The sequence below is a fragment of the Specibacter sp. NPDC057265 genome (genome assembly GCF_042668835.1).
GTDB lineage: Bacteria > Actinomycetota > Actinomycetes > Actinomycetales > Micrococcaceae > Specibacter.
The window spans coordinates 80,700-98,899 of record NZ_JBHUYE010000005.1 but is presented as its reverse complement, the minus strand read 5'-3'; the positions used below and the strand labels follow the sequence as shown (position 1 = coordinate 98,899).

Below are 18,200 nucleotides of genomic sequence, written 5' to 3'. Positions count from 1 at the left end.
CTCATGCTCCTACATTTTGAATTTCGGTGATGTCCGCCGACTGCATCACCTTGAAAATGACAAACTCGGCGGGCTTTACAGGTGCTATGCCAACGATCGCAATGACCTGGCCGGCATCGCGCACATCGGGTGGATTGGTGATCGCATCACACTGCACAAAGAAGGCCTCTTGCGGCGTCCGCCCTAAAAGGCCCCCGTCGCGCCAAACACCCGTCAGAAACTCGCTGATCTCCCGGTGGATGGAGCGCCACAAGGTGAAGTTGTTTGGTTCGAACAAACACCACCTGGTGCCATCTGCAATTGATTCCTTGATCATGTTCGTTAGCCGGCGTACTGGAATGTACCTGTAGGGACTGGCCTCGGCGGCGCGCGTCCGGGTGCCCCAGACCAGGGTCCCCTCGGCCGCGAAATACCGGATGCAGTTGACCCCGGCGGGATTGAGCACTTCCTGCTCTCCCCTGCTGATGCGGTGGACCAGGCCCAGTGCGTTCCGGATCGGCTCATTGGCGGGAGCCTTGTGAACGCCCCTGCTGCCATCCACCCGCGCCCACACTCCGGCGATATGGCCCGACGGCGGCTGGCTCACAATGTTGCCCGTCACCACGTCCTTAATCCGAAGCCAGGGATAGTACATTGCCGCATATCCGCCCAGGGACTGCGGCGAGCCGAGCGCCAATTCCGTGCCGGCAACCTTGGGTGCCGGTGGGGTTGGCTGGGTGCTCCCTGGCTCCGCGTCGGCGCCTTCGGCTTCGATGGGGCCCGGCGCGGCGCCCTCCCCCCGCCCGGGGGCCGGTGTGCCGGATCGGGGATCCGAAGCTTCCACCGTGGCGACCCGGGTCAATGCTGAAATGTCGGACACCAGTTCAACGGTGTCCAGGATCGCCATCCGGTCCTGCCGCAGCGGGTGTTCGCAGTGGCCAATCAGGGCCGCAAATGCCTCGGCATCGGCATATCCCGGTGCTGCGACCATGGAAATGTCATCGATGGCTTCCAGCAGCTTTAAACCCGTCGGTTTGGCTGACGTTCCCGTAAGGGAGCCGTGCGGGCCAATATTGACCACATAGCACCTGCCCCCGCCCTCCTCGAAGAACCCATAGACGGCGTTGGCCAGAACCGTCCCGGAGGTCGAATCCCCCACGTACATTTGGGCGAACTGCGGGTAGTTGTCAATGACCACAGCCTCGTCCAACCGCGCCGAAGCCAGGGGCGCCACCCCAATGAAGGCGGCGATGCTGGTGTTGACCCGTCCAATGGAGCGTGCCCCACTGGGCACTTCCTGCACATAAACGCCAGGGGCCAGATAGTTGGGCATGGCTAATCCTCTCCATCCCATCGCAGGGTGATGGGAAGCATTGTTGCATTGGCAGTGAACTGCTGGGTCGTGTCCCTGAACTCGACGGTGAGCAGCTGTTCGGCCTCCTGGGTGGAAAAACACTCGAACCGCCCCTGTTGATCACAGGCGACGGCTGCTCCCGAAGCGCGGGAGCGGACCCACGCACCGCCAAGACCGTTGCCGGCAGGATCAATGACAACGCCCTTGAGCTGCCGCCCCGTCTGCATTTTCACGTGCAGCGGCTCGCGGACGGGCGGCGCCTTCGGTTCTTCAAGCGGGACCGCCACCGGCACGTGCACTTGAAAACCAAGTGCCCCTGGCGCCTGGGGAAAGGCTCCTGCGTTCAGCGCACTGGTGGTGTACCGGCTGCCACCTTCAAGGCTGGTCAAGAGTTTTTCCAAATTTTCCAACCGCTGCCCACCGGTGCAGACCACGGAAACGGCCAGTTCCAAATCGAGCACCGGGCCGGCCCGGCGTGATCGTCCCACCCTGTTCAGGGCAAGGACCTGGACGGCTACGGCTGCCTGTTCCTGCTCGTCCTCAACGAGGGAAACCTCCTCCGGGTTGACCGCGGAGCGGAGGATTCCCAGGAGTGCAGCCAACTCGGTTTTCACCACGCCCACGGCTGCACCACCTTCCACTCCCCCGGCAAGGGGATAAGCCAAGAATACTCTCAACTGTGAGCTGCGTCACTGATGAACAATTGGCGGCAAAACCCGGCCACGGCCTGGCCCGCACGCCCGGAGGGGCCCCAAGGCATGGCCGCCAGCGGGGCATTTCCAAGCCATTTTTTTGACGCCCCCTTTCGAACCTTGCGGCCGGGTCCTAAAATGTTCCCTAGCGAGCCCGGAGTGCGTGCCCTTATTTTGATTGGTCCCTGCCGGGCCCACAGGAAGCAATCATGTGCAATGTTCCCCAACGGCAGTGGCGGACAGCTCTTCGGCCCGCGCGGATTCTGTTGGCCCTGCTGGCATTGGGCATTGTGCTTGCCGGGTGGCAAATTCCCAATACATTTGGCCTCATCCCCCTGGGATTGGGCATGGTCCTGTTCATGTCGGTGGTTTTGCTTCCCTCTGTCCACGAGATTGAATTGGGATTCCCCACCGGTGTGAGGGTCCTGGCGGCGGTGAAGGACCGCAGGGAGGCACTCTCTGCAGCCATCAGGGAGGACTCCGGGGAGCTGGAACTGTGCGCCCAGTTGCTGTGTGACGACCCGGCCCTGGCGGCGACTTTATTGGAGTCGGCATGGGCCAAAACGGCTTCAAGCTGGCGCGGCCCCATTACCCCTGAGACCCGCATTTACGTTTTGTGCGTTTTAGTGAAATTGCTTGCATCCCACCAGAAGTGGGCGCAGCCACCAGGGCGGACTTCCGCCTCCGCAACAGCTGCGGCGGCGTTGGCAATGTTGACACCCAGCCAACGCGTCGTCGTCGTTCTCCACGAGTTCGCCGACCTCCCACTGTCCCAAATAGCCGCGATCACGGGCTCATCCCTGCAACAGGCCGCCGCCACGCTGCATGGTGCGGAGGCTGCCGTCAATCATGCGGACACAGACGGGACCCGGCAATGAACCCGTCCTTAAAGCAGAGGCTTTGGCTGCAGGCAGCCGAACGTTCCACGCTCCAGGCACTCGATGAAGGGCGGGCACTGGAGCGCGGCTGGCAACGTTACCTCCTCCGCCTCGCGCTCACTTACGCCACGGCCACGGCAGTGATGCTGGCCCTCACCGGATCGTTGTTCCTGGCCCATTCACTGGATGCCGGCCCAGGCGATCCTTCCGATGCTCCGGGCGGACGAACCATGACGTCCCTTTCAATCCGCGCCGAAGAGAGCACCCTTGGCGTGGGACAGTCAGTGCAAATGACGGCTGAGGGCCACTTCAACGATGGTTCCGTGGAGCCCTTGACCAGTGGCGTTGGCTGGACCTCCAGCGATGCGGCGATCGCCAATGTCGATGCCGCCGGCTTGGTCAGGTCCCAGGCACCTGGCAGCTCCACTATCGCGGCAACAGTGGACAGTATTCAGGGAAGCCTCACCGTGACGGTCGTGCAGGATCCCCCAATTTCCCTGCTTTCAATTGCACTGGTGCCGGCAAGCAACACTATGGCGCTCCAGCAATCGGTGCAGCTGGCCGCCACTGGCACGTTCAGTGACGGTTCCACCGCCCCGGCAGGCGCCCGGGGAACGTGGCGCTCCAGCGACCCGGCCGTGGCTGCCGTGGATGCAGGCGGGCTGGTCACCGCTACGGGGACCGGCCGTGCCGAAATCACCTTGACGGAGGACGGACAGACGGGCCTGAGCCTCATTGAAGTGCCGGCGGTGATTGAGACGTTGCGCATCATTCCCGCCGCAACCAGGCTTCAGGTGGGCCAAAGCCAGCAGCTTTCTGCGCAGTTCGTCTACAACAACGGCACCACCAGTGCCGCTGACCAGGCCCTTTGGTCAACAAGTGACGGCAAAGTGGTGCAGGTTGACCAGTCGGGAAAGGCCGACGCTGTGGGTTCCGGTCCCGGATCGGCCACTGAAGGAGGAACTGCCCCCGAATCCCCCGCCGCCACAGCCACCATCACCGTGACCCAGGACGGCTTTAGTGGTGCAGCAACCATCACAGTATTTCCACCCAGCCAAGTGGAGTAGGGATTCGGGGACCAGAACCTGCAAGGAGCCGGCTGTTTCCTAGGCAATGCAGCAGCCGTCTATGGCCGCGGCCTAAGTAGGATTCTTTATTGCCGCTGGGAACTACTTGCGCCCAATGAACCAATCCTGCAGCTTTTTGAGGCGCGTCTGCAATTGTCCTTCATTGGCCTGGGCCACGGCCGGGCCGCCGCAGATGCGCCGCAGTTCGCTGTGCACCATGCCGTGGGGCATGCCCGAGCGGGCACTCCAGGCCGAGACGTTTTTGGCCAGTTCGGCACGCAGCTCCATGAGCATGCGGTGGTCCACCAGCTGTGGCGCCTCCGGCTCGGCGGCGGGGGCCTTTTTGCGGTGCCGGGTCTGCTGGTCCGCCTGGCGCTGGCGCAGCAGCACACCCATCTGCTCGGCGTCGAGCAGGCCCGGGATGCCCAGGAAGTCCATTTCATCGTCGCTGCCAATGGCCCCGCCGGTGCCAAACTCGCCGCCGTCAAAGAGCACCCGGTCAAAGGAGGCCTGCGATTCCAGTGCCTCGAACTTGAATTTCTCCAGCGTGTCCGAGGCCTTTTCCTCGCGGTTGGCCTCCTCCATTTCCGCGTCCTCGTCCATGAACCCGTCAGGGTCCTTGTCCGGGCGGTCCAGCGCATGGTCGCGTTCCAATTCCAGCTGGTTTGCGAGGTTGGTCAGATTCGGCACCGAAGGCAGGAAGATCGACGCCGTCTCCCCCCTCTTGCGGGCGCGCACAAAACGCCCCACGGCCTGGGCAAAAAACAGGGGCGTGGCCGTGGAGGTGGCATAGACCCCCACGGCCAGGCGGGGCACGTCGACGCCTTCGGACACCATCCGCACCGCGACCATCCAACGCTGTCCGCTGGCGGAAAAATCGTCAATTTTGTCCGAGGCCTTGGCGTCGTCGGACAGGATGACCGTGGGCGCCTCCCCGGTGATTTTTTTCAACCTGGCCGCGTAGGCGCGGGCGTCCTCATGGTCGGTGGCAATGACCAGGGCGCCGGCGTCGGGCACGGTCCGGCGGACCTCCGTCAAACGTTTGTCGGCGGCGGCAAGAACGGCGGGGATCCACTCCCCTTCAGGGTTCAGGGCCGTACGCCAGGCGTGGGCTGTGACGTCCTTGGTCACGGCTTCGCCGAGGGTGGCGGCCATTTCCTCCCCCGCACTGGTGCGCCAGCGCATTTGTCCGGAGTAGGCCATGAACATCACGGGGCGCACCACATGATCCTTGAGCGCTTCACCATAGCCGTAGCTGTAGTCGGGCTTGGAACGGCGGATGCCCTCCCTGTCCTCGATGTAGTCCACAAAAGGGATGGCGGCCGTGTCGGAGCGGAAGGGCGTTCCGGTCAGGGCCAGCCGGCGGGCGGCCGGGTCAAAGGCTTCACGGATGCCGTCGCCCCAACTCAGCGCGTCGCCGCCGTGGTGGATTTCATCCATGATCACCAGGGTCCGTGCGGCCTCGGTTTTGGCCCGGTGCAGCATGGGCTTGCTGGCCACCTGGGCATAGGTCACCGCCACGCCCACAAAACCCTTGCCGTGCCGGCCGTCGGCATTTTTGAAATTGGGGTCAATGGCTATGCCCACCCGCGCCGCCGCATCAGCCCACTGCCGCTTCAAATGGTCGGTGGGGGTGACAATGGTGACACGGTTGATGGTGCCCCGGGCTATGAGTTCGGTGGCAATGTGAAGTGCAAAAGTGGTTTTGCCGGCACCCGGGGTGGCCACGGCCAGAAAATCCTTGGGGTTGTTGGCAAAGTACTTTTCCATCGCTTCGCTCTGCCAGGCGCGCAGCTTTTGCGCGGTTCCCCATGCAGCCCGTTCCGGATACGCCGGCGGCAGGGACGGTCCACCAAATAATGTTTCCGTCAAGAACTACCAGCCACCCATCACTTCTGTCATTGCCCCGGCACCCAATTCCGGGCGCGGTCCACCGCCGGTGAAACACCGGATCCATCAAAAAACGTTGTTTGTTGCTTTACTCCTTGGGCTTTTTGGGGCCCTTGCCGCCGCCTTCGGGACGCAGTCCGTCATAGACTTCCTTGCATTCCGGGCAGACGGGGAACTTGTGCGGATCGCGGCCGGGAGTCCAGACCTTGCCGCACAATGCGACCACAGGCTCACCTGTCATGGCCGATTCCATGATTTTTTCCTTGCGCACATAGTGCGAGAAGCGTTCACTGTCGCCCGGTTCCGCGTGCTGACGCAGCTCCTCGCGCTCAATGACGGCAGTGGAGCCACCGCTCTGGCCGGGCCCGTGCTGCGGATCATTTTCAAAGGGGTCTGGAGGCAAACTCATGAGAACCAGTCTAACGCCTCCGCTTCCGCGACTCGCCGCCGGGCGCCGCAAATTCCCCGTGAGCCATCCCCGGCGGCGCGAAAACCGGCCCCGGTCCGGGGCGCACGGGCGCGGGCCGGCCCCCCGACTGCCGCGCCCGGCCGTTGGCTGCCTCTAGACGCCCTGCCAAGCGGGCTTGTTCGCAAAGGCGTGGCGGTAGGTGCGGGCACCGGCAAGCTTGGCGGCAGCGGCCTCGTCAATGATGATGGTGGCCCGGGGGTGGAACTGCAGCACCGACGCCGGGCATGATGCCGTCACCGGGCCCTCCACAAAATCGCGTACGGCGTCGGCCTTGCCTGCGCCGAAGGCCACCAGCACCACGTGGCGGGCATCCATGATGGTGCCCAAGCCCTGGGTCACCACGTGGTGCGGCACCTGGTCAAGGTGATCAAAGAAGCGCGCATTGTCCTGGCGCGTCTGCTCAGCCAGCGTTTTAATGCGGGTCCGCGAGGCCAGGGAGGAGCCGGGCTCGTTGAAGCCGATGTGGCCGTTGGTGCCCACGCCAAGAATCTGCAGGTCAATGCCGCCGGCGGCAGCAATGGCGTCCTCATAGTCCTGGCAGGCGCCGGGGACGTCGCCGGTTGAACCATCGGGGCCATGCACGTTTTCCGGGGCCACATCCACGCGGTTGGTGAATTCGCGGCGGATGACCTCCCGGTAGGACTCGTAATGCCCCACCGGCAAGCCGACATACTCATCCAGCGCAAAGCCCCGGACCTGGCTGAAGTTCAGGCCGTCGCCGTCGTGGCGGCGCGCCAGTTCATCGTAGATGGGCAGGGGCGAGGATCCCGTGGCCAAGCCAATGACGGCGTCGGGCTTGGCCCGGATGAGGGACTCAATGGAATCGGCGGCGAGTGCCCCAATTTCCTTGCTGCCGGGGAGGATGATGACCTCCATGTAACACGCTTCCTTTCACTGCCACCGAGCCAGGTGGCGAACAGACGGGGGCAGAGTGCGTGCGGCAGCGTCGGGCCAACCGCGCCCCCGGCGATGTGGCGTAGGCGCTGTTGCCTGCAATCTGCATTTCCAGCCTCAAGCCTATCCAGTCTCAGCGGTCCACAGAAACGGCCTGCAACAATTCCGGGGCCCGCCGGGTGTATTGCGTGGCACCGAGGCGGATGCCCACCACCGTGTAGACGGCGCCGAGCACCAGTCCCACCAGCAGGGCCAGCCAGGAAAACAACTGGTTGTCCGTGACGGCACCCACTATGGCCAACACGGCCGCGGGGATGACCAGCGCGCCCGCTGCGGCAAAGCCGCCCACTTGAACCATGACGGTGGCAAAGTTGTTGCCGGGTTTGGACTTCATGGGGCTTTCCCCCGGCAGGGGAACGTTCATGGTGAAGCGGGAGGAAAGGATGCTGGCCAGGCCCAGTCCTGCTCCGGCTGCGGCGAACACCAGTCCCAGCATCCCGCCCACGGACTCCCAGCGGCCCGAAACCAGGCCGCCGATGACCACAAACAACACACCCATGGGCAGCGCCAGGACGCCCGCTGCCCAGACCCGGCCGGTGCGGTCCGCCGTGCCTGAAACACCCGTTGCCAAATGCAGGGCAAAGGCCGTGTTGTCATAGGAGATGTCAGCGGAGATGCTCCAGGCGATCAGGAAGGTGGCCAAGGCACCGCCATAGCCAAGGATGGGCCCGACGGCGTCCAGCCCGCCCGACTGTGCCCCGGCAAAGACCATCACCAGCGGCAGCAGCGGGGCCACAATCAAGCCTGCGCTGTAGCGCGGATCACGGATCCAATAGCTTAGGCACCTTGCCGCCACGGCCCCCGTGGGGGTTTGCGGGAAGGCTGCAAAGAAGCCCAGCTTGCCGGGCTTGCGCTTTCCGCTGCCGGAAAAGGCGGGTGTGACCAGGGCCCGGGACAGGCACAGCTGCCAACCCCACGTCAGCAGGGCCACGGTGGCAAGGGCAATAAGGAACTGCAAGGCCGCCGGGCCCCACGCGCCTGCGGCAACATTGGCCGGCACCGCCCACACGGCGCCCAAGGGTGTCCAGGACAGCGTCCGCGCCAGCTGCGGCAGAAACTCGGAAAAATTCTCCAACCCCGAGCTCAAAGCGCCAATAATTGGCCCCAGGAACATCAGCGGAATCAGCACCATGATGCCGCTGACATCCTTGAAGCGCCGGGAAGCGGCCAAACTGGTGCTGGCCGCCGTGATGGCCCGTGAGGCCACAATGCAGCTCAGCGCTCCGAGCGCACCACAAATGACCGCCGCCGCTGCCGCCAGTGGATGGCGCCACCAGGCCGCGGCGGTACCCACTGCCGCAATGAGCGTCACGGCGCCGGGCACCCCCAGAAAGCTTGAGAGGGCCAAACCTGTCAAAAGGCTCTTCATGGGAATGGAGTACGTGGTGAAGCGGGCCGGATCCAGTGTCATGTCCAATCCGGAAGCCAGCACCGGCACCACCAGCCAGCCCACCAGCAACACCGAACCGGCCAGGATCACGGCGGTGCCCACAACGCCAATGTCACCGACACTGCCGGCAAAGATCAGGGCGGACAAAAGCAGCACCAGCACGCCCAGCCCGTACAGGGCAGCGAGAATCAATCCCACCAGCTGCCAGGGGCTGCGTTTAAGTGAATTGCGCAGCAGCGCAAGTTTTAGCCTTAGGAGGTGCGCAACCATTGCAACCCCGCAGTCTGGTTCCGGCCACCGACAAGTTCCACGAACCTGTCCTCCAGGCTTTGCTCCCCCCGCACTTCGTCCACGGTCCCTGCGGCCAGAACCCGCCCGCCGGAGATCACGGCAACATGGTCACACATGCGCTGGACCAAATCCATGACGTGGCTGGAGACAATGACGGTTCCGCCGGAGTCGACGTAATCATGCAAAATGTCCCGAATGTTGGCGGCGGACACGGGGTCCACCGACTCAAAGGGTTCATCCAGGACCAGCAGTCGGGGCGCATGGATCAATGCAGCGGCCAGAGCAATCTTTTTTGTCATGCCTGCGGAGTAATCCACCACCAGGGTGCCGGCGTCCTTCACCAGGTCAAGGGCCAGCAGCAGGTCCTTGACGCGGGCCGCTACCGTGTCCTTGTCCATGCCCCGCAACAATCCCGCGTAGCTGACCAGCTGCTCGCCTGTCAGACGGTCGAAGAGGCGCACGCCGTCGGGCAGCAAGCCCATCAGGCGCTTGGCCTGCAGCTGGTTCCGCCAGACATCCACACCGTGGACCCACACCTGGCCCGCATCGGGGCGCAAAAGTCCCGTGGCCATGGACAAGGACGTGGTCTTGCCGGCGCCATTGGGACCGACCAGGCCGTAAAAGGAACCGGCCGGCACGTCCAGGTCAATGCCGGCGACGGCCGTCTTGGTGCCAAAGTGCTTGCTCAGCCCACGGATGGACAGGGCCGGCGGGACGCCCGGAGCGTCAGCAGCGGAAGTAGTCATGCAGACACACTAACAATCAGCGCCCGCGCCGCCACCCATCCGGAAGGATGATTTTTGCCTCCGCGTCCCCTGCAGTCCGGAAGCCGGACCGGCTGCCGGGGCCTAGAACAATGCGCGGGCCAGGGCCTGCCGCGCTGCCTGGACCCGGGGGTCGGAGACACCCACCACCTCGAAAAGCTCCAGCAGACGAACCCGCGCGCTTTCACGCTCGGGCCCAAAGTGCGTGGCAATGTAGCTCACCAGGCGGGCCAGCGCGTCCTCCACATGGCCGCCTGTCACATCCAGATCGGCCACGGCAAGGGCGTCGTCCAGATTGTCCTGATCATCCGCGGCGCTTTGGCGCAGCTGTTCGGCCTGGGTCACATTGATGCCCGCCACACGGCGCATGAGCTGGACCTGTGCCAAGCCAACCTTGGCATCGGTGTCATTGGGCTTCTCCGCCAGAGCCTTTTCATAGCTGGCCACCGCGGCGTCCAAATCGCCGGCATCAATGGCATCAAGCGCGGCCTGGTGATGCGGCGGCAGCGGCGGCTCCTCCGGCTGTGCCGCTGCGTTTGCGGCGCCACCGAGGTTTCCCGTCACGCCATTGCCGGCGGCCACCTTCAGCAGCTCCGCCAAAAGCGCGCGGATCTGCTCCTCGGCCAGCTCGCCCTCAAACATGGGCACCGGTTGGCCATTGATCAGTGCCACGGTGGTGGGAATGGAGGTGACGCCAAACGCCTGCGCAATTTGCGGGCTGCTGTCCACATCCACCCGGCCCAGGGCAATATTGCCCTCATTTTCATTCATGAGCCGCTCCAGCACGGCAGTCAGCTGCACGGACAACTGCGAGCGCCCCGATCCCAGTGCCACCACCACAGGCACCTTCTGGGAAAGCTGGACAAATTCCTGGAAACTTTGTTCATTGACATCAACTGCGTAGGGCGACCCGGCGGAGGGGGTGCCCGCCGGCGCCGTGGCGCGCTGCTTCAGGGCGGAAAGGTCGACGGCGCCACGCAGGTTCAGTCCGGAGGCTGCGTTGGGGGGCAGGGGCATGTTTTGACTCATGGTTTCACTCTAACTTTGCTGATGAGCGGCTCGGCGTGATCTCGCCGCGGGTGAAATTGGCAGATTCGCAGCCTCGTCCAGGGGAGCTACTTAAAGGTGGCCCCCACCAGGGAACGGTTGGCCGAGAGGATGGTGATTTGCTTTTCCCCGCCGGCTGGCGGGACGAACATGACCACGGGCTCGGCATAGTTCAGGGTGAATCCCTTGGTGGTTTCACGGCCACCGGTGAAGACCGCGGCATCCTCACCCACTGTCAAGTTGGCATCTTCCTTGCTCGTGGCGTCGGTGCCGAAGGAGTTGCCCACCACCACGATGGCGCCGCCGTCGGCAGTGCGCAGGGAGACCGCGGTTTTGAGGTCGGGCTTGTGGCTGAAGACGTAATCGGCGTCCTTGGCGTTTTCCAGCAGCAGCTTTTCAAACTCGAAGACGCTGGTGGTGTAGACGCTTTCCTTGAAGGAATCCTTGAACTTGCTGTCCTGCTTGCTCAAGCGGTCGCTGAGTGCGCCAATGGCGGCTTCAGGGCTCATGAGCAGTCCTTCACCGGAGTCAAGTGGCACCTCCCTGGTGCCCTCCTGGTCCACACTGGGGAAGGTTTGGCCCGGCAACAAGGGTGTGGCCTGGGTGAGCTTGTAGTTCTCCCGCGCACTTTCCTGCACCAGGGTCAGCAATTGTGGAAGTTCGTTGCTTTCCCCCTTGGAGACGAACATGGCCGACCGTGGCCACGTTTCAGTGGTGGAGACCGCCTTGGCCAGCAATGAAGCGGCATTGACCGGCTCGGGGGCCGGGTGATCGGCCACCTTGGCGCTGATTTGGTAATTGGCTGCACGCAGGGACAGGGCCATGCCGGCAACCCGCGGAGCCAGTTCCTTGGCGTTTTTGGCGTTGTCCCCCGAGGCGACCACGGTGTCCAGGGATTCAGCAATGCGCTGAACCTGCGTGTCCAGCAGGTTCGGGAAACCCGTGGCGGTGGCGGAGGTGCCCTCCGGGGCAGCCGAGGCCTCGCTGGATGCCGGGGCACTGGGGCTGTTTGTCTCGTCGGCGGCGATGGCGGGTCCGGCACCGCCGGCCAGCAGCACTGCCAGAACGGCCGCGCCCCAACGCAGCCTGGTCATGGGGTTGCTGCCATCTTCTGTGGTCTTGTCCTTGGCAGCACGCGGGGTTTTTGCGTTTTGGGGCGCATCGGCGCCGGCGGACCCGCCGGGTCCACTGGCATCACCGTCGGACTTGTCTGACTTGTCTGACTCCTCGGACTCATCTGAGGTGTCGCTGCCGCCTGGCTTGCCGTTGGACTTCTCAGACTTCCCGGCGTTGCCGGTCAAGCCGCCGGACGCCTCCGGCGTGGCTGCGTTCTCCGGCGTGGCTGTGTTCTTCGGCGTGCCGGCCACAGCGGCCGCACCGGCGCCCATGCTGCCGGTCTTGCCGCTTTCGTCCTGGGCAGCCGGGGCCGTGTCAGCGCTGGTGGCCCCGGCGCCGTGGGGGTCATTGCCCTTCAGTTCACGCGGCAGCGCGGCAGCGTCCACACTTCCCGCAGGGGTGGCACCGGCCTTGCCGTCGTTTCGCCCCGGAGCCGTTTTATCCACTTCCAGGGCCTGCGTGGCAGGCTCTCCAGGTCCGCGTCCGGCGGCACGGCGCCCACCGGGAGCCGCAACGGCTTCACGTTTGCGCGGTGCCAGCAGGAACAGCAGCGCGGCAAGGGCCAGCAGTGCCGAACCAATCACCATCAGCGGCACGGCCCAGGGGGTGCCGGCCTCGTTGTCCACCGTCACTGAAATGTCGGTGGGGGCCGGTGCCGTTCCATCAGAGGACAGCAGCAGCGCCCAGCCCCCACGGCCCGGCTCCTGCCAGGTGTAGATCATTTCACCAGTGGCCTTTTCCTCGCTGACCCACAGGTCCGAACCGCTGGGATTGGGCACGGTTTCGCTCCCGGCAACGCTCTCTGCGGTCAATGAGGCATGTTCGGCATCGGGGGCGCCAACATTTGTGTGGGCGGCGTCCCCCACCCATGCGCTGACGTCGCGCTCACGTGCCACTGCCAGCTGGATGGGCCCCTCGCTTTTAACCGTGAGGGTAAATTGCCCCTCGCGTGTCTTGAGCAGCTCGGGGCCAACAACCGTCAGCGGAGCCGGGGCCAGGTCAGCCGGGACAGCTGCCGTCAGGGTGGCCGGCGGCAGCCAGATGGTGCGTTGGCCAATTCCCAAGCCCAGCACCACCAAGCCCAGTACTGCCAAAACAATTGCAATCTTTAAACGCAAGAACTTACCTAACATCGACGGAACACTGCTGTGGTCGTTACTTCAAGGGTAACCGAACCGTTATCAAGAGGTCATGCACCTTTGATTATTCTCACGCTGCACCGCCACTGCCGCAATGACGCATGCGCAGCACACTGGTACTGTCGAGTCACCATTGACCAGTGAAGGGCCATTGGCCTGCCCTCCCGATCCAAAGGCAAGCAACGTGAGCATGTCCTCCGACAATTTTGACCCCGGCACCAGCGGAACCCCGGCACCCCCTGCTGCGCGCGCGTCCGCCACCGCTGCCGCTGAGGATCCGGGGAACGACGCCGTCGATCCGCAGGCAGGTGCCGGCGAGGCCGCTCCCGGCGGCTTCGCCGTCCTTCCTGTCACCGGCCCGGCCCCCGTCGAGTCCGGGACTGCTGCCCCACAGGAAAATGCAGCGCACTCCCATGTTCCCAAGGGGTGGCGCTCCTGGGTGCTCAAGCGCATCAGCCAGCCCCTCCCCGGCGCTCAACCGCGGGTCCGCTTTGACCTGCCGGTGCCGCCCGAGGACGACCTCTCCGCGGACCGCTCCATCTCCATGGATGCAGCACGTTCCGGTGGTTTGTTGCGCCACCCCATCTACTTTGGCTTCATGGGCACCGTGGGCGTGGGCATTGCCCTGTTTCTGAGCTACATGCTCGCCAACACTGAATCCCTGCTGCTGTGGATTGTCACAGCCTTGTTCATTGCCCTGGGACTGGATCCGGTGGTGCGCTGGCTGGAAAAGCAACGGGTGCCGCGGCCACTGGGCATTGTGGTGGTGCTGCTGGCCTTGCTGGGCATTGTGGCCTTGTTTTTTGCCACCCTCATCCCCACGATGATTGAACAAACCACCCAGCTGGTCAATAAGGCGCCGGTATGGATTGGCGACTTCCTGAACTCCGAGTTCTTCAAACAAATCGATGTGCAGTACCACGTCCTGGACACCATCAATGACCAGGTGGCCAAATTTTTCCAGGACGCCCAGGCCGTCGGCGGAATTTTTGGTGGCGTGGTGGGTGTGGGCACCACCATTGCCAATGCGTTGTTTGGCACCTTGATCGTGCTGGTGTTGAGCCTGTATTTCCTGGCCTCGCTGCCGTCCATGAAACGCTGGGGTTTCCGGTTGGCTCCGCGCTCGCGCCGGGCACGGGTGGAGGAACTGAGCGAACAAATCACCCGGGGCGTGGGCAACTACGTCATTGGCCAGGTGTGTGTGGCATTTTTGAACGCCAGTTTCGCCTTCATTCTCATGACCATCCTGGACATTCCCTTTGCCCTGCTGCTGGCTTTTGTCGTGGCACTGCTGGCCTTCATCCCCCTGGTGGGCGGCGTGATTGCCGCCGTCGTGGTGATAGCCGTGAGCTTGACTGCCGGCTGGCAGACGGCGCTCATTTATGCCATCTGCTACTTTGCCTACCTGCAGTTTGAGGCCTATTTCATCTCGCCGCGCATCATGCAGAAGGCAGTTGCAGTACCTGGGGCGGTGGCCGTCATATCAGTCATCGCCGGCGGCAGCCTGCTGGGCGTGCTCGGTGCACTTATTGCCATTCCCACGGCCGCAGCCGTGATGCTGCTGGTGAAGGAAGTCTTCATTGCCCGGCAGGACAAGCACTAAACGTCGGCAGGCTGCACAGCCATGGGTCCGTGCCACTGGCGGGGAAGCTCGGTGGCGGCACCCAGGACGGTGGATGCGGTTTCATCCAGGGCCCGGGCCGCGTATTTTTCCCCCACCCACAGGTGCTTGGCCCCGGCAACGGGAATCAGCTGCGCCTGCGGGACCCTGGCAAAACGCTCCCGCGCCTGTTCCGGCTGCAGGTAGTCATCGTGTTCGGGCACCAGCACCGTCAACGGTTTGCCGCACGCCGCCCAAGCGTCCAAATCGGCATCACCTGCGCGGTGCAGCGGCGGCGACAGCAGCACCGCTCCGGCAATGTGCTGCGCCACGGGTTCCACGGCACCGTATTTAAGCACCAGTTCGGTGCCGAAGGACCAACCGACAAGCCAGCGATGGGGCAATCCCCGGTCGAGGGCGAACTGCACTGCCGCTGCCACATCAAGGGCTTCGGCAACGCCTTCGTCAAAGGCGCCGCCGCTGGTGCCGCGGGGAGAGCTGGTGCCCCGGGTGTTGAAACGCAGCACGGCAATGCCGGCCAGCGCAGGCAGCCGGTACGAAGCCTTCTTATACACGTGCGAATCCATGAACCCGCCATGGGTGGGCAAGGGGTGCAGGGTGATCAGGGTGGCCCGGACGGGGCCGGCAGCCGGCAGCGCCAGCTCCCCCACCAGGGTCAAGCCGTCAGCGGTGGTGAATTCAATGTTCTCCCGCAGGGCCGGCAAAATGGTGGCGGCCCTGATCGGGACGGGGGTGCCGGCGTCGGAAAATTCCAGGGCTGCGGGATCAAAAACCATGGTTTCCACCTTACCGGTAACGGTAACTGCGGCCACGCCAACAATTAGTGTGCCAGTGCCGCCGGTCCCGCAGTCCGGCCTCGGCACCAAAGAGGGCATCCTCCTGCCACACCACCAGATGCGCCACGCCCGGAGCCACGCTGCGGTGGCACCCGGGGCAGGTATAGGTCTTTTGGGCATTGGCCGCGGTGATGGTCCGCACGGCCCAGACGCCGTCAGGCGCCGCTTCGCGCTGGGGAATCCCCAACCGCAGCTGGTCCCCGGCAATTTTGTCCGGGGCGCCCTGGGCTGTGCTCCTGCTGGGCGAGCCACGGCGGCGGGGACGGTTGGAACGGGGCATGCATCCATTGTGCCGCACCCGCCGCACCCGCGCGCGCGGCACAAGCATTAGAGTGGAGGGCGTGCGTTTAGTGATTGCCAAGTGCTCCGTCGATTACGTCGGACGCCTCAAAGCCCATCTTCCCCTTGCCGTGCGGCTGCTGCTGGTCAAGGCCGACGGTTCAGTTCTGGTCCACTCCGACGGCGGTTCCTACAAACCGCTGAACTGGATGAGTCCACCTGCGACGCTGCGCACTGTGGCCGCCGCCGACGCCGAGCTCGAAGTCGGGGTGGCGGAGCAGTGGGTGGTGCAGTCGGCAAAGACCGATGACAGGCTGATCATTAACATTTATGAGCAGCTCCACGAGTCAAGCCACGATTTGGGCGTCGATCCGGGTTTGATCAAGGACGGCGTGGAGGCGGATCTCCAGCGTCTGCTCGCTGAACAAATTGAACTGCTCGGCTCCGGCTTCACCTTGATCAGGCGGGAATATTTCACAGCCATTGGCCCCGTGGACATTTTGGCCCGCGACCACACCGGGGCCACCGTGGCCATTGAGCTCAAGCGCCGCGGCGACATTGACGGCGTGGAGCAGCTCACCCGCTATTTGGAGCTGCTGAACCGCGATCCCCTGCTGGCACCGGTGCGGGGCATTTTCGCCGCCCAGCAAATCAAGCCACAGGCCCGCACGCTTGCCACCGACCGTGGCATTGAGTGCAAAACCCTGGACTATGACGCCATGCGCGGCGTCGACGACAGCGCCGCACGCCTGTTCTAGCCTCCGGCAGAGCAGCCGACACCTAGGGCACCGGCACGGTTGCTGGCTAGACTTGAGCCATGACTGAATTCACGCCTGCGCCGATTGCCACAAAGTACCTGCTGCAAGGCACTGTTGTCACCGACAGCGGCATTGTGGAAGGGGGACTGCTCGCCATTGACGGGGACCGGATCGTGTATGCCGGCCGTGCCGATCACTTCGACGAGCCCGGCTTTGACGGTGCAGACCTGCCTGCCGGGCAGGTCATTGCGGTGCCCGCCGGACACATGATGCTGCCCGGACTCATTGACGTGCACAACCACGGCGGCAATGGTGGGGACTTTCCCAGTGGGGACGAGGAACTGGCGCGCACTGCCGTGGACTTCCTGCACCGCGCCGGCACCACCACCTTGCTGGCCAGCATGGTCACTGCCGCACCCGAGGAGCTGCGCAGGGGCATTGGCCTGTATGCCAAAATGACCGCGGAGGGGCTGCTGGCCGGAATTCATTTGGAGGGTCCCTTCCTCTCCCACGCCCGTTGCGGGGCCCAGAACCCGGCCTTTCTGCTCGAGCCCGATCTGGAGCTGCTGGGCGAACTCATTGCCGCCGGCGGCGGGGCCATCACCACCATGAGCTACGCTCCCGAGCTGCCGGGCGCCGATGAGCTGGTGGACATGCTCACCAGCCACGACATCACCCCTTCGGTGGGCCACACCGACTGTGACAGCGCCACTGCCGCCGAATCCTTGGCGCAGGCCCGGGAGGGGCTGGACTCGACCGGCTTCGACGGCGTCTCGGGCCGGCCCACGGTGACCCACCTTTTCAACGGCATGCCGCCCATGCACCACCGCTCCCCCGGCCCCGTCGCAGCCTGCCTGCGGGTGGCGAAAACCGGCAATGCCGCCGTTGAGCTGGTGGCCGACGGCACCCATTTGGATTTTGAGACCGTAAAGATGGTTTTTGAACTGGTGGGGGCGGCCAACATCATTTTGGTCACCGATTCCATGGCCGCTGCCGGGCTGGCCGATGGCCACTACATGCTGGGGCCCTCCGCCGTGACCGTCACCGACGGCGTGGCCACCTTGGATGCCACCGGCTCCATTGCCGGCGGCACTGCCACGCTGCTGGATGTGCTGCGCCGCACCACCGCCGCCGGTGTGCCCTTCAGCGACGCCCTCACGGCAGCCACCACGGTGCCGGCGGGCGTGCTCGGCCTCACGGACGAGGTGGGCTCGCTGCGCCGGGGGCTGCGTGCTGACGTGCTGCTGGTCGACGCCGATTTGGGCCTGCAACGCGTCATGCGCGCCGGCCAGTGGCTGGACTAGCCGCTGAAGCCGGTTCATAAAGGCGACTCATTGCAGGGTTTCGTTGCCCTTGCCTGTGACTCATGCCATGCTGAAAAAATGCTGGACGTTACGGACGGCAGACCTTTCATTACAAGGAGAAATGCACATGGCACAGGGAACCGTCAAGTGGTTCAACGCTGAAAAGGGCTTCGGCTTCATTACCCCCGACGAAGGACACAACGACGTCTTTGTCCATTATTCGGAAATTCACGGCAATGGTTTCAAGACCCTGGATGAGAACGCGCGGGTGGAATTTGAAATCGGCCAGGGCAGCAAGGGGCCCCAGGCCACCGGCGTGACGGCCCTCTAAGGCACCCGAAGGCAAACAAGGGGACCCGGCGGATATCCGCC

General features: G+C 64.2%; 17 protein-coding genes. 6 read left to right on the top strand and 11 right to left on the bottom strand.

Going from position 1 to position 18,200, the window contains the following annotated elements; genetic code table 11:
- Window position 1 precedes the first annotated feature (1 nt).
- Together ACFUCV_RS05625 and ACFUCV_RS05620 are read right to left on the bottom strand one after the other, a co-directional pair.
- Window positions 2-1,312: a phage tail sheath family protein gene (locus ACFUCV_RS05625; protein WP_380813078.1), complete on the bottom strand. Its 1,311-nt coding sequence runs from the start codon at window positions 1,310-1,312 to the stop codon at window positions 2-4.
- A 2-nt stretch (window positions 1,313-1,314) separates the two neighbouring features.
- Window positions 1,315-1,998 (bottom strand): hypothetical protein, encoded by a 684-nt coding sequence (locus tag ACFUCV_RS05620; RefSeq protein ID WP_380813075.1) that lies wholly within the window; start codon window positions 1,996-1,998, stop codon window positions 1,315-1,317.
- 236 nt (window positions 1,999-2,234) lie between these two features.
- On the opposite strand from ACFUCV_RS05620, the gene ACFUCV_RS05615 reads away from it, so the two are divergent.
- Together ACFUCV_RS05615 and ACFUCV_RS05610 are read left to right on the top strand one after the other, a co-directional pair.
- Window positions 2,235-2,903: a sigma factor-like helix-turn-helix DNA-binding protein gene (locus tag ACFUCV_RS05615; RefSeq protein WP_380813072.1), complete on the top strand. Its 669-nt coding sequence runs from the start codon at window positions 2,235-2,237 to the stop codon at window positions 2,901-2,903.
- Window positions 2,900-3,970 carry an Ig-like domain-containing protein gene (locus ACFUCV_RS05610; protein WP_380813069.1) on the top strand — a complete coding sequence of 357 codons (1,071 nt, stop codon included), beginning with the start codon at window positions 2,900-2,902 and terminating at the stop codon, window positions 3,968-3,970. The genes ACFUCV_RS05615 and ACFUCV_RS05610 overlap by 4 nt, the downstream gene beginning before the upstream one ends.
- Before the next feature lie 102 nt (window positions 3,971-4,072).
- Here ACFUCV_RS05610 and ACFUCV_RS05605 read toward each other — a convergent pair whose 3' ends face one another.
- From ACFUCV_RS05605 to ACFUCV_RS05575, 7 genes are all read right to left on the bottom strand, one after another.
- A complete protein-coding gene (locus tag ACFUCV_RS05605; protein WP_380813067.1) occupies window positions 4,073-5,842 on the bottom strand; it encodes a DEAD/DEAH box helicase in 1,770 nt (589 codons plus the stop codon).
- 106 nt (window positions 5,843-5,948) lie between these two features.
- A complete protein-coding gene (locus ACFUCV_RS05600; RefSeq protein WP_380813065.1) occupies window positions 5,949-6,269 on the bottom strand; it encodes a DUF3039 domain-containing protein in 321 nt (106 codons plus the stop codon).
- A gap of 153 nt (window positions 6,270-6,422) precedes the next feature.
- The gene (gene nagB, locus ACFUCV_RS05595) at window positions 6,423-7,205 is read right to left on the bottom strand and encodes a glucosamine-6-phosphate deaminase (RefSeq protein WP_380813063.1); all 783 of its coding nucleotides are present in this window, start codon (window positions 7,203-7,205) and stop codon (window positions 6,423-6,425) included.
- A gap of 151 nt (window positions 7,206-7,356) precedes the next feature.
- Window positions 7,357-8,943 (bottom strand): transporter, encoded by a 1,587-nt coding sequence (locus ACFUCV_RS05590; protein WP_380813060.1) that lies wholly within the window; start codon window positions 8,941-8,943, stop codon window positions 7,357-7,359.
- Complete coding sequence (locus ACFUCV_RS05585; protein ID WP_380813057.1) at window positions 8,925-9,710, bottom strand: ABC transporter ATP-binding protein; 786 nt, start codon at window positions 9,708-9,710, stop codon at window positions 8,925-8,927. Before ACFUCV_RS05585 ends, ACFUCV_RS05590 begins: the two co-directional genes overlap by 19 nt.
- A gap of 102 nt (window positions 9,711-9,812) precedes the next feature.
- Window positions 9,813-10,757 (bottom strand): co-chaperone YbbN, encoded by a 945-nt coding sequence (locus ACFUCV_RS05580; RefSeq protein WP_380813054.1) that lies wholly within the window; start codon window positions 10,755-10,757, stop codon window positions 9,813-9,815.
- An 86-nt stretch (window positions 10,758-10,843) separates the two neighbouring features.
- Window positions 10,844-13,009 carry a hypothetical protein gene (locus ACFUCV_RS05575; protein WP_380813047.1) on the bottom strand — a complete coding sequence of 722 codons (2,166 nt, stop codon included), beginning with the start codon at window positions 13,007-13,009 and terminating at the stop codon, window positions 10,844-10,846.
- A 205-nt stretch (window positions 13,010-13,214) separates the two neighbouring features.
- On the opposite strand from ACFUCV_RS05575, the gene ACFUCV_RS05570 reads away from it, so the two are divergent.
- Entirely contained in the window at window positions 13,215-14,633 is a 1,419-nt protein-coding gene (locus tag ACFUCV_RS05570; RefSeq protein ID WP_380813044.1) for an AI-2E family transporter, read from the top strand.
- Here the strand turns inward: ACFUCV_RS05570 and ACFUCV_RS05565 are convergent.
- Both ACFUCV_RS05565 and ACFUCV_RS05560 read right to left on the bottom strand, forming a co-directional pair.
- Complete coding sequence (locus tag ACFUCV_RS05565) at window positions 14,630-15,427, bottom strand: alpha/beta hydrolase (protein ID WP_380813041.1); 798 nt, start codon at window positions 15,425-15,427, stop codon at window positions 14,630-14,632. The genes ACFUCV_RS05570 and ACFUCV_RS05565 overlap by 4 nt on opposite strands.
- 10 nt (window positions 15,428-15,437) lie before the next feature.
- Window positions 15,438-15,767, bottom strand: coding sequence for an ATP/GTP-binding protein (locus ACFUCV_RS05560; RefSeq protein ID WP_380813039.1), 330 nt, complete (start codon window positions 15,765-15,767; stop codon window positions 15,438-15,440).
- Window positions 15,768-15,828: 61 nt separating this feature from the next.
- Between ACFUCV_RS05560 and nucS the strand changes: the two genes are divergently transcribed.
- The 3 genes from nucS (at window position 15,829) to ACFUCV_RS05545 (ending at window position 18,159) form a co-directional block, all read left to right on the top strand.
- Entirely contained in the window at window positions 15,829-16,524 is a 696-nt protein-coding gene (gene nucS, locus ACFUCV_RS05555; RefSeq protein ID WP_380813036.1) for an endonuclease NucS, read from the top strand.
- Between the two features lie 59 nt (window positions 16,525-16,583).
- The gene (locus ACFUCV_RS05550) at window positions 16,584-17,828 is read left to right on the top strand and encodes an N-acetylglucosamine-6-phosphate deacetylase (RefSeq protein WP_380813032.1); all 1,245 of its coding nucleotides are present in this window, start codon (window positions 16,584-16,586) and stop codon (window positions 17,826-17,828) included.
- A 127-nt stretch (window positions 17,829-17,955) separates the two neighbouring features.
- Complete coding sequence (locus ACFUCV_RS05545) at window positions 17,956-18,159, top strand: cold-shock protein (RefSeq protein ID WP_380813029.1); 204 nt, start codon at window positions 17,956-17,958, stop codon at window positions 18,157-18,159.
- Window positions 18,160-18,200: the final 41 nt, after the last annotated feature.

Bases quoted from the DNA above. Each gene is read 5' to 3' on its own strand.
- ACFUCV_RS05580 (WP_380813054.1), bottom strand. From the start codon at position 10,757: ATGAGTCAAAACATGCCCCTGCCCCCCAACGCAGCCTCCGGACTGAAC.
- ACFUCV_RS05590 (WP_380813060.1), bottom strand. From the start codon at position 8,943: ATGGTTGCGCACCTCCTAAGGCTAAAACTTGCGCTGCTGCGCAATTCA.
- nagB (WP_380813063.1), bottom strand. From the start codon at position 7,205: ATGGAGGTCATCATCCTCCCCGGCAGCAAGGAAATTGGGGCACTCGCC.
- ACFUCV_RS05600 (WP_380813065.1), bottom strand. From the start codon at position 6,269: ATGAGTTTGCCTCCAGACCCCTTTGAAAATGATCCGCAGCACGGGCCC.
- ACFUCV_RS05565 (WP_380813041.1), bottom strand. From the start codon at position 15,427: ATGGTTTTTGATCCCGCAGCCCTGGAATTTTCCGACGCCGGCACCCCC.
- ACFUCV_RS05615 (WP_380813072.1), top strand. From the start codon at position 2,235: ATGTGCAATGTTCCCCAACGGCAGTGGCGGACAGCTCTTCGGCCCGCG.
- ACFUCV_RS05560 (WP_380813039.1), bottom strand. From the start codon at position 15,767: ATGCCCCGTTCCAACCGTCCCCGCCGCCGTGGCTCGCCCAGCAGGAGC.
- ACFUCV_RS05610 (WP_380813069.1), top strand. From the start codon at position 2,900: ATGAACCCGTCCTTAAAGCAGAGGCTTTGGCTGCAGGCAGCCGAACGT.
- ACFUCV_RS05625 (WP_380813078.1), bottom strand. From the start codon at position 1,312: ATGCCCAACTATCTGGCCCCTGGCGTTTATGTGCAGGAAGTGCCCAGT.
- ACFUCV_RS05550 (WP_380813032.1), top strand. From the start codon at position 16,584: ATGACTGAATTCACGCCTGCGCCGATTGCCACAAAGTACCTGCTGCAA.
- ACFUCV_RS05585 (WP_380813057.1), bottom strand. From the start codon at position 9,710: ATGACTACTTCCGCTGCTGACGCTCCGGGCGTCCCGCCGGCCCTGTCC.
- ACFUCV_RS05545 (WP_380813029.1), top strand. From the start codon at position 17,956: ATGGCACAGGGAACCGTCAAGTGGTTCAACGCTGAAAAGGGCTTCGGC.